The 10,129-nt window shown below is 54.4% G+C and carries 10 protein-coding genes and 1 tRNA gene; 8 read left to right on the top strand and 3 right to left on the bottom strand.

What is annotated here, in order from left to right; genetic code table 11:
• Positions 1-246: 246 nt before the first annotated feature.
• On the bottom strand, positions 247-1,341 hold the full coding sequence (apbC, locus tag NA619_RS24705) for an iron-sulfur cluster carrier protein ApbC (RefSeq protein WP_255964410.1): 1,095 nt from the start codon (positions 1,339-1,341) through the stop codon (positions 247-249).
• 194 nt (positions 1,342-1,535) lie between these two features.
• Between apbC and metG the strand changes: the two genes are divergently transcribed.
• The 8 genes from metG (at position 1,536) to NA619_RS24665 (ending at position 8,318) form a co-directional block, all read left to right on the top strand.
• The gene (gene metG / locus NA619_RS24700; RefSeq protein WP_255964409.1) at positions 1,536-3,578 is read left to right on the top strand and encodes a methionine--tRNA ligase; all 2,043 of its coding nucleotides are present in this window, start codon (positions 1,536-1,538) and stop codon (positions 3,576-3,578) included.
• A gap of 100 nt (positions 3,579-3,678) precedes the next feature.
• A complete protein-coding gene (locus tag NA619_RS24695; protein ID WP_255964408.1) occupies positions 3,679-3,888 on the top strand; it encodes a cysteine-rich CWC family protein in 210 nt (69 codons plus the stop codon).
• Positions 3,888-4,580 (top strand): pseudouridine synthase, encoded by a 693-nt coding sequence (locus tag NA619_RS24690; RefSeq protein ID WP_255964407.1) that lies wholly within the window; start codon positions 3,888-3,890, stop codon positions 4,578-4,580. Before NA619_RS24695 ends, NA619_RS24690 begins: the two co-directional genes overlap by 1 nt.
• A 70-nt stretch (positions 4,581-4,650) precedes the next feature.
• Positions 4,651-4,724 (top strand) — tRNA-Gly (locus NA619_RS24685).
• 194 nt (positions 4,725-4,918) lie between these two features.
• Positions 4,919-6,148, top strand: coding sequence for an AAA family ATPase (locus tag NA619_RS24680; RefSeq protein ID WP_255964406.1), 1,230 nt, complete (start codon positions 4,919-4,921; stop codon positions 6,146-6,148).
• 2 nt (positions 6,149-6,150) lie between these two features.
• Positions 6,151-6,801, top strand: a complete 651-nt coding sequence (locus NA619_RS24675; RefSeq protein WP_255964405.1) for a DUF4276 family protein — start codon at positions 6,151-6,153, stop codon at positions 6,799-6,801.
• A gap of 449 nt (positions 6,802-7,250) precedes the next feature.
• Positions 7,251-7,802 (top strand): hypothetical protein, encoded by a 552-nt coding sequence (locus NA619_RS24670; protein WP_255964404.1) that lies wholly within the window; start codon positions 7,251-7,253, stop codon positions 7,800-7,802.
• Positions 7,803-7,892: 90 nt separating this feature from the next.
• The gene (locus NA619_RS24665) at positions 7,893-8,318 is read left to right on the top strand and encodes a hypothetical protein (protein WP_255964403.1); all 426 of its coding nucleotides are present in this window, start codon (positions 7,893-7,895) and stop codon (positions 8,316-8,318) included.
• Positions 8,319-8,871: 553 nt separating this feature from the next.
• Here NA619_RS24665 and NA619_RS24660 read toward each other — a convergent pair.
• Both NA619_RS24660 and NA619_RS24655 read right to left on the bottom strand, forming a co-directional pair.
• Positions 8,872-9,264 carry a hypothetical protein gene (locus tag NA619_RS24660; RefSeq protein WP_255964402.1) on the bottom strand — a complete coding sequence of 131 codons (393 nt, stop codon included), beginning with the start codon at positions 9,262-9,264 and terminating at the stop codon, positions 8,872-8,874.
• A gap of 721 nt (positions 9,265-9,985) precedes the next feature.
• Positions 9,986-10,129 (bottom strand): DUF4113 domain-containing protein (locus NA619_RS24655; protein ID WP_255964411.1); only part of this gene is annotated, 144 nt, incomplete at its 5' end.

The raw sequence follows: 10,129 nt of genomic DNA, 5'->3' as shown, positions 1-10,129 counted from the left end.
GTAGGATGGGTTGAGCCCGCGATACCCATCGGTGCGGCTCGGACTTGACGGGTATCGCTTCGCTCGACGCCATCCTACGAGTCATATCGGTGACGCGGTGTTGATCCGCAGGATGGGTTGAGCCTGCGATACCCATCGGGTGGCTCGGACTTGATGGGTATCGCTTCGCTCAACGCCATCCTACGGTTGGTATCGGTGGCCGCCCTACCCCACGAAAGACTTAGCCTCACTCCACCGCGAAACGAATCAATCGTCGGACACGGTAATGTTCGGCATCGACTGCGCAATGATCTGGCCGCTCTGCGCAATCCGCGCACCCACGCTTCGAGCCATTTGCTGATAAATCATCGCGATCTGGCTTTCCGGGTCGGCAATCGTGGTCGGCTTGCCGGCATCGGCCTGGCTGCGGATCGCCATCGACAACGGCAACGAGGCCAGCAACTCCACGTTGTACTGCGCCGCCAGCTTCTCGCCACCGCCTTCGCCAAACAGGTGCTCCGCGTGCCCGCAGTTCGAGCAGATGTGAATGGCCATGTTTTCCACAACACCCAGCACCGGGATGTTCACCTTGCGGAACATCTCCACGCCCTTCTTTGCATCCAGCAGCGCCAGATCCTGCGGCGTGGTGACGATCACCGCACCGACCACCGGAACCTTCTGCGCCAGGGTCAGCTGGATATCACCGGTACCCGGAGGCATGTCCACCACCAGATAGTCGAGATCATTCCAAGCGGTCTGCGTGATCAGCTGCAGCAGTGCCCCGGATACCATCGGGCCACGCCAGACCATCGGCGTCTTGTCGTCGGCCAAAAACGCCATCGACATGATCTGCACGCCATGCGCTTCCAGCGGGATGAAAGCTTTATTGTCACGGATTTCCGGGCGGGTGCCCTCAGGAATGCCGAACATGATGCCCTGGCTCGGCCCGTAGATATCAGCGTCCAGCACACCCACGCGCGCGCCTTCTCGAGCCAGCGCCAGAGCCAAATTGGCCGCCGTGGTGGATTTCCCCACACCGCCTTTGCCGGAGGCGACCGCAATAATGTTCTTCACATTGGCCATCGACTCGAGCTGATCCTGCGCCTTGTGCGAGCGGATCACGCAGTCAACCTGCACATCAGCGCGGGTCACGCCTTCGAGTTGTTCGATGGCCATCGCCAGCATCTGCGCCCAACCGCTGCGAAACAGCCCAGCGGCGTAGCCCAGTTCGATCTGCACGCTAACGCGATCGCCCTGGACATCGATGGAACGCACGCAACCGGCAGCGACCGGATCCTGGTTCAGGTTAGGGTCGGTGTACTGACGCAGTACGGCTTCCACAGCTTCGCGTGTGACGGTCATGACTACTCCCAAGAAAAACCTAGTAAAACAGACGGGCATCTTAACCCGTGGTGCTGCCCCGGCTCATCAAGCGCGGCAAAGAGGCGCGGCACTGGCATTCGACCCGCGCCGCCGGCGCCAGTGCGGATGAAAAAAAACCGCATGACCTTTATAGTGGCCGACTCACTTCGCAACCTCGACTGCAGATTTTCCCAATGTCCGAAGCTCGCCAGATCCTCGTTACCAGTGCCCTGCCCTACGCCAACGGTTCGATACACCTTGGCCACATGCTCGAGTACATCCAGACGGACATGTGGGTGCGGTTTCAGAAGCTGCGCGGCAACCAGTGCATCTACGTTTGCGCCGACGATGCCCACGGTTCGGCCATCATGCTGCGTGCCGAGAAGGAAGGCATCACGCCCGAGCAGCTGATCGCCAACGTACAGGCCGAACACAGCGCCGACTTTGCGGATTTTCTGGTCAATTTCGACAACTTTTACTCGACGCATTCCGAAGAAAACCGAGAGCTGTCCGAGCTGATCTACACCAAGCTGCGCGACGCCGGCCACATCGCCACCCGCTCGGTCACCCAGTATTTCGACCCTGAAAAGGGCATGTTCCTCGCTGACCGCTTCATCAAGGGCACTTGCCCGAAGTGCGCTGCCGAAGACCAGTACGGCGACAACTGCGAGAAGTGCGGCGCTACCTACGAGCCCACCGAGCTGAAGAACCCGCGCTCGGCCATCTCCGGCGCCACGCCCGTGCTGCGCGACTCCAAGCACTTCTTCTTCAAGCTGCCCGACTTCGAAGCAATGCTCAAGGAGTGGACACGCAGCGGCAGCCTGCAGGACTCAGTCGCCAACAAGATTGCCGAATGGCTCGACAGCGGCCTGCATGAGTGGGACATCTCCCGCGATGCGCCCTACTTCGGCTTTGAGATCCCAGGCGAGCCCGGCAAATACTTCTATGTATGGCTGGATGCGCCCATCGGCTACATGGCGAGCTTCAAGAACCTCTGCGCGCGCCGTCCGGAACTGGATTTCGATACCTTCTGGAAAAAAGATTCCAGCGCCGAGCTGTATCACTTCATCGGCAAGGACATCATCAACTTCCACACCCTGTTCTGGCCCGCCATGCTTGAAGGCGCCGGCTACCGCAAGCCCACTGCCGTCGCGGTGCATGGCTACCTGACGGTGAACGGGCAGAAGATGTCCAAGTCCCGCGGCACCTTTATCAAGGCGCGCACCTACCTCGAACACCTGAACCCTGAATACCTGCGCTACTACTACGCGGCCAAGCTCGGCCGCGGCGTGGATGACCTGGACCTGAACCTCGAAGACTTCGTGCAGAAGGTCAACTCCGATCTCGTCGGCAAAGTCGTCAACATTGCCAGCCGTTGCGCCGGATTCATCCACAAGGGCAACGGCGGCCTGATGGTCGACCGCAACGCCGCGCCGGAACTGACCGACGCCTTCCAGACGGCCGCACCGTCTATTGCCGATGCTTACGAAAACCGTGACTTCGCCCGCGCCATGCGCGAAATCATGGCCCTGGCCGACCGCGCCAATGCCTGGATTGCCGACAAGGCTCCGTGGGCACTGAATAAGCAGGACGGCATGCAGGATGAAGTGCAGGCCATCTGCGCCACCGGCATCAACCTGTTCCGCCAGCTGGTGATCTTCCTCAAGCCGGTGCTGCCGAACCTGGCCGCCGACGCCGAGCGTTTCCTGAACGTCGAGCCGCTAGGCTGGACCGACCTGCAAACGCTGCTGACCAACCATCAGTTGAACGCCTTCACCCCGCTCTTGACCCGTATCGAGCCTGCCAAAATCGAAGCCATGATCGAATCATCCAAGGAAGACCTCGCCTCCACCGAAACCGCCGCCCAGCCGAGCGGCAATGGAGAGCTGACCAAAGAGCCCATCGCCGCCGAGATCGCCTTCGATGCCTTTGCAGCCGTGGATCTACGCATCGCGCTGATCGAGAAGTGCGAGTTCGTGGAAGGCGCCGACAAGCTGCTGCGTCTGACCCTCGACATCGGCGATGCCAAGCGCAACGTGTTCTCCGGCATCAAGAGCGCCTACCCGGACCCAAGCAAACTGGAAGGTCGCCTGACGCTGTACGTCGCCAACCTCGCCGCACGCAAGATGAAGTTCGGCGTATCCGAAGGTATGGTGCTGGCCGCCGGCCCTGGCGGTGAAGAGATCTACCTGCTCAGCCCGGACAGCGGCGCCAAGCCCGGTCAGCGCGTGAAGTGATGAATGATCGGCTCGGGAGCCGGGCGCAACGCCTGCTCCCGAGCGGTTCCCAATCGACCGTTCCCAGCGCAGCGCCCGCTGCCGACGCCCGGAGGCGGCCATGAGCGATACGCTCGATCCCAATAAATGCCCGATCTGCGACCAACCGAATCAATGCGGCTTGGCAAATCCAGTTACCGCGACACGGCCCTGCTGGTGCTTTAGCGCCGAGATCGCACCGGAAGCACGCGAACAGATCCCGGACGACGCACTGAACAAAGCCTGCATCTGCCCACGCTGCGCCCGCGGCGAGTCGCCTGCGAACCCGTAATGCGCCTCGACCGTTTCCTTGCCAACCTGCCCCACTGCAGTCATCGACAAGCGCGCCTGCTGCTGGCCTCGGGCCGTGCTTCGGTGAATGGAGAGACGGTGTGCGATGGTACCCGGGACGTCCGCATCTTCGACCGCATTGAGCTGGACGGCGAAGTGCTGCAAGCAGGCAAACCTGCACGCTTCTTTATGCTCAACAAACCGGCCGGCTGCGTCAGCGCCACCGCCGACCCGCAACACCCCACGGTGATGGATTTGCTGCATGAGCCGGACAAGGACGAGCTGCACATTGCCGGGCGGCTGGACTTCAACACCACCGGGCTGATGATCATCACCAACGACGGCCTCTGGTCCCGCCGCCTGACCCAGCCGGAAAGCTTGCTGGGTAAAACCTATCTTGTGGAAACCGAAGACCCCATCGACCCCATCTGCGTCGAACGCTTCGCCCAAGGCCTCTACTTTCGCTTCGAGAACCTCACCACCCTGCCCGCCGAGCTCGAGCTACTCGGCTCGCACCAGGCCCGCCTGACCCTGCATGAAGGCCGCTACCATCAGGTCAAACGCATGTTTGGCCACTTCAACAACAAGGTCACCGCGCTGCACCGCGAACGCATGGGACCGCTGCTGCTCGACCCCACCCTCGCCCCCGGCCAGTACCGCAGCCTGGCGCCCGCAGAAATTGCGCAGGTTTGAAAGCATTGATCGACCTAAACGCCGCACCCGCTTCTCCTCCCCCCGCCCTTCTGGTACAAAGGCTGCCTCCGCGGGCGTCGTATAATGGCATTACCTGAGCTTCCCAAGCTCATGACGAGGGTTCGATTCCCTTCGCCCGCTCCAGATTTGAAAAGCCCTGCACTTGCGGGGCTTTTTCGTTTAGGGTTTGGCTTGTTTTGGATGGGTTGCGGTGGGCTTGAAGGAAAACAAATCTGTCCCCTTTTCCTTTGGTATGGCCGAAAATGAGAAGATTTCCTGCTATGAATAAATCACGACCAATGGTGCTCACTGATGGTTAATCATGGAGAGTAGGATTTATGGCCATTATTGAAGGGTTTCGCGTACAAAACTTTCGAGCGTTAAAAGATGTCAGTCTTGGCAGGTTGTCGGGCCAAAACACAGGCGCGGCTTTATCACCATTCACTGTCGTCATCGGAAAAAATGGAGCTGGAAAAAGCTCTTTATTTGATGCATTTGGCTTCATTGCAGATTGTTTAGCCACCGATGTCGAAACAGCGTGTGACATGAAGCAGCGCGGAGGATATGAACGACTACGATCCAAAGGAGCCGATGGAGCTATTCGGTTTGAGATTTACTATCGAGAAGCTCCCAATGAAAGGCCCATCACATACGAACTTTCAATAGCTTTGGACTCCTCGAGCAGACCGTTTGTTGAATCGGAGCTTCTTAAACAGCGCCGTAAAGGACAAAAGCATGGCCGCCCTTTCCCGTTCTTAAAGCTCCAACATGGGAAAGGAATGGTGTGGGCCGGCGAGGAGGCGGTTGAGACAGACCAAGAAGAAGATAGGACGCAAAGTTCGGTTGAGCTTACAGATCTGAGAGAACTTGGCATCTCGACGCTTGGAACACTCAAGGAACATCCGAGAATCAAGAGATTCCGCGATTTCCTCAAGGGATGGTACTTATCTTACTTTTATCCCGATGCCGCGAGAATATTACCTAGCGCAGGCCCCCAGCGCCATTTGAATGTGCACGGCGACAATATCGGCAATGTCGTTCAATTTATGGAGCGAGAGCATAAAGATAGGTTTAACTCTATCTTATCTAGAATTGCCAGTAAGATCCCAGGCATCGCAAGTATTGACACCAAGGTTACGGACGACAAGCGAATCTTGCTCCGATTCAATGACGGCGCCTTTGATGATCCTTTTTTCTCACAGCAAATGTCCGATGGAACATTAAAGATCTTTGCTTATCTATTACTACTTGAAGACCCTGACCCGCCACCATTCATATGTATCGAAGAGCCCGAGAACGGCCTCTATCACAAACTTCTTGAAGCATTAGCACAGGAATTTAGATCTCATGCAACCGGCAAGAAAAACTCACCACAAATATTTGTAACTACTCACCAACCTTATTTCGTTGATGCATTGTCGCCAGAAGAAGTGTGGATTCTCAAGAAGGGCGTAAATGGATACTCTGAAATCCACCGAGCATCCACAGTCGAGGTCGTGAAAAACCTAGTGGAAGAAGGATTGCCCCTGGGAGGGCTTTGGTATAGTGATTATCTCGATGGAGTATAGGGATGCACATTGAGATAGTTGTAGAGGACAGCTCTGGCAGTGAGCTAATAAACTCAGTTATAACCAAAATCATTGGTGAGCTTGGTGAAGCTCACACGTGGCGAGTTCATCCATATAAAGGTATTGGCCGTATTCCGAAAAATCTAAGCCGCACTGGCGACCCTGCGAATCGCGTTTTATTACAACAACTTCCAAAGCTACTGAAAGGATATGGACGCACTCCGGGAGTTGACGCAGTAGTTGTAGTATTAGATTCCGACCGTAAAGACTGCAGGGACTTCTTAAAAGACCTAACAGCCTTGGCGAATGAATGCCAGCCGAACCTGAATGTAATGTTCAGAATAGCAGTGGAAGAGATGGAAGCTTGGTACTTAGGAGATCGCCATGCAATTATGTGCGCTTACCGTAAAGCTAAAATTGCGGTACTGGAACGCTATGAACAAGATAGTGTATGCGGGACCTGGGAACTGCTAGCGGACGCTATTTACCCAGGAGGTATGAAAGCAATCCGAAAGACAGGCTGGCCGCTACCTGGCCAAATAAAGCATGAGTGGGCAAAAAAGATTTCTCCTTTTCTTAATATTGAAGAGAATGAATCTCCGAGCTTCTGTAAGTTAAGAGATGGGCTGAGGCGCTTAACCGGTGACTCATAGAAGTAAAAAAGGGGACCGATTTATTTAGCGCCCTTCCAGGGCAACTAAGCCGCATATAACATGGAATCGATAACCGGGCCTATATTTGAGGTTGCGCTTAGGGGTTTAGCGCCTTCGGGTGCTAAAAGCCCTAACCTTCGGGCGCTACAAGGAATCTGATAGCTATCTATATTTTATTTACCTCCGTCGGATTTTTATCCATAGCCTATCGTTGTTATTTAATACTCGTGACAGCAGCGGGGCTAAAAGCTACAGCCCCGACTTAAGGTACATATTTATTCTATAGGCGAACGCAAGGAGGCGAGGTGAGATCGGACTGGGACGATGCGCCTGAGTATCTACGCAGCAGGAGGAAGCAAGGACCATGGCGATTCCTAGCGATACTGGGGAGCGGTTCGGCGGTCATCGCGGCACTGGCATTGACGTTCGGAAAGCCGATAGTCCTGGACATGAACCAGATCAAGCAAGGCATCCATATCGGCAGCAAGCCCTTGTTTAACCAAGAGCCGGCGCAGCCCATTCAGCGGGTTAGCCAGCCTTCGGTTACAAGCCACGAAACGCCGACGTCAGCGCTCCAGCAGCGGCAGCTGAGCCAGGAAGAAAGAGAATGGCTCGAAGCGGCGTCGGCGCGTACGATAAGCAAGCAAACATCTTTCAATGACGAGAACTACACGCCCCGCCCCACCGTAAACACCATGCAGCCAACCCCGGCCCGCTACTACGCCTCCAATTCGTCAAGCAGCACACAGAAGCGCTCGGTAAGCCGTGAGACCCACCTGAGTAACTGGAGCCGGGAGAACGGCCATAAGAAGCAGCGCGTGGGCGGTCAGTTTCAATGGATAGTCGTGAACGACAAGATCGACTTTAACAACGTGTGCCAAAACTACGAACGCGGTTCCCTGATCTACCGCGACTGCCGTAAGGGTGCAAAGGTTGCGTTCAAAAGAATGTGCAGCCGATACGAGCGTGCTTGCGCTGCAGAAAATAATTTCCTGCCATAAATTGCACCTTTAAACACCACGTTAATACAGCCTCAGCGCGCAAGAGGCACGCAGAATCAGCCGAACGCATCTATTGCGGCATGGACAACCATGATTCCAATATCGAAATTTCTTAGCTTGGGCCTAGCCGGTATCTTTTTTTTGGGATGGCTAACTATCCCGACCGGGGGAAACATCTCACCTGAGTTTGAAGCAGAATTTACCAAGGCTGCGGTGTATAAAAATCGGCGACTAGTTCTTAACGGAATTCCATACTCCATACCTGTTTATGAAATTTGGTCTGATAAACTACAAACCGACATGTTTTATAAATTCGAAAAAGGGGAGCGACTTAATGTCAGAGTTGATGAGGCAGGCATGGTGGCTTCATTGGAAGCCAGGGGAGAACAGCTAGTTTCGATACCTGATTATCGTGAATTTAAAAGAGAGTCATCCTCACGCCTCATAAAAATCGTATTTTTCTTGCTGGGCATTTACGCTGCACTCTGGCTGATTGAAAAGAGGCTGCAAAGGTAGTCGTGAACAGATCTACTTCAACAGCGTGTGCCAAACTACGAAAAAGGGGATAGGTTCATTTAGCGCCACTGCGCTTAGAGGAGTTAGCCTTTGGATACTACCTTAGCCAATCGGTAGCGACAGCGCTCCGCACCACATGACCGTATTGCATACAACTAGCTGACTAAGGAAGAAGCCGACCAGCGTTCCAGCGAAACCAAGCGCCAAGACTGAAATCAGTCTGCTCAAACGCCGTGATAAGAAAGCACCAATTAGCGTACCCACCGCAGCACCCGGCAACGAGAAAAGGTGACCGAGAGCAAGCAACTCCTCAGGTCTGGCTAGCGATAGATTTACTGCGTCATATATCAGAAGCGTTAAAGAAACGGCTAAGGATGTGCCCAGCAAAAAAAGTGATTTTACATGTGCTATGACGCCGATGGTAATAGCCGTTAAAGGCACGACTAAATAATACCAAGTCCCAAGGTAAAGGGATCGCCAAGTACGAGCCGAGAAACGGCAGGCACGAGGGCAACAGATAATGCTATCGCCGCATCGACCTTTCGGGAAACTTTCATTTAGATTGACCGCTTACTGCGACATACCAAAAGACCACTGAACTTAAAATACCCGCAACAAGACAGCCAGCGAAGATGGTTCCTGAAAAATCAATTTCAGCCCATACGCTATAAAGGATAGGGAATACCAAGCCAGGAACCAGAGACAAGATGATATACCAGCCTAACCCCACAACATAAAATTTCACAAACATTAAATGTATCGGGACCACCCATACAGCGACAGTTATCACAGACACTATTGCTGCAATCGCAGCGAAAAGAAATGCCAACCCTATCGTTGCACGCTCATCAAACAAAGAGCCGATGGCTGCCAGCAAAAATGCAGTCGAGGACGTTGTACATACCGCTAGCAAGCATGCCATAAAAAAGCGGTTCATAATTACCATAAGAGGATCGGACCAGACTTACTTATTCCGCAGCAAACCAACATCGCTTCGATAATTATTCTGGCGCCAGAATCAAAATAATCAGCTGCGAAAGCATCTATCTATAGTCGGGCGTTTCACTTAACAGAAATGCTGGCCAATATAAGGCTTCATATAAGAACTTATGGAGTACACCGCGGCAGCCAATGCAATCAGAAGTATGATTGCGACTATGTTCATAAATGTGCTGCCACTGAATCTTTTCCCCCAGCGATGTGCGAGGGCAATAACGAAGAGGCAAAGGAAAGGAATGATGCACAGGGCAATCGCAAGGCCAGTGAGAGTAATCGGCTTGGTGGATAGCACCGCTACGAGAATGAGCATCCCCGCCATTGGGAAATGCTGAAGCCTTCGGGGCCACGGATTATTCTTCATTACGGGACGCATATCTATCCTTAGATTGCGACGAGATCTGAGAGGACGCTGATGGTCACCTAGGGCTATTTCCTAGTCAACGCATCGCCGTGTCGTTCGGTGAAAACTGTGACGGCAGGGGTGGTGCCGAAAAAGTGGCGAAACCACTGTGCCAAATTGCAACGAAACGAGCAGGCCGATCCGCCGGAAACAGCATAACGACACGCTTTGAGCCGAAACGACACACCAAGCAAAAGGGTTCGATTGCCTCGCCCGTAACGGTCAATAAGTCCTGCATTCTCAGGGCTTATTGTTTAGCCGGGCTGCTTTATCTACACCCCGGCCTCCACAGCTGATCCAACCCCGTCGTAAAACTCTGGCTCATCATCTCCCGTCGCATCCCCCAATCCGGCGCGGTGGGGATTCGTTCTGGCCTGAGGGTGCTACGCCCCCACTTCACGTTAACAGCATC

The sequence above is a fragment of the Stutzerimonas stutzeri genome (genome assembly GCF_024448895.1).
GTDB classification, from domain to species: domain Bacteria; phylum Pseudomonadota; class Gammaproteobacteria; order Pseudomonadales; family Pseudomonadaceae; genus Stutzerimonas; species Stutzerimonas stutzeri_Q.
The sequence above is the reverse complement of the archived record's forward strand: the minus strand, read 5'-3'. Positions and strand labels throughout refer to the sequence as shown.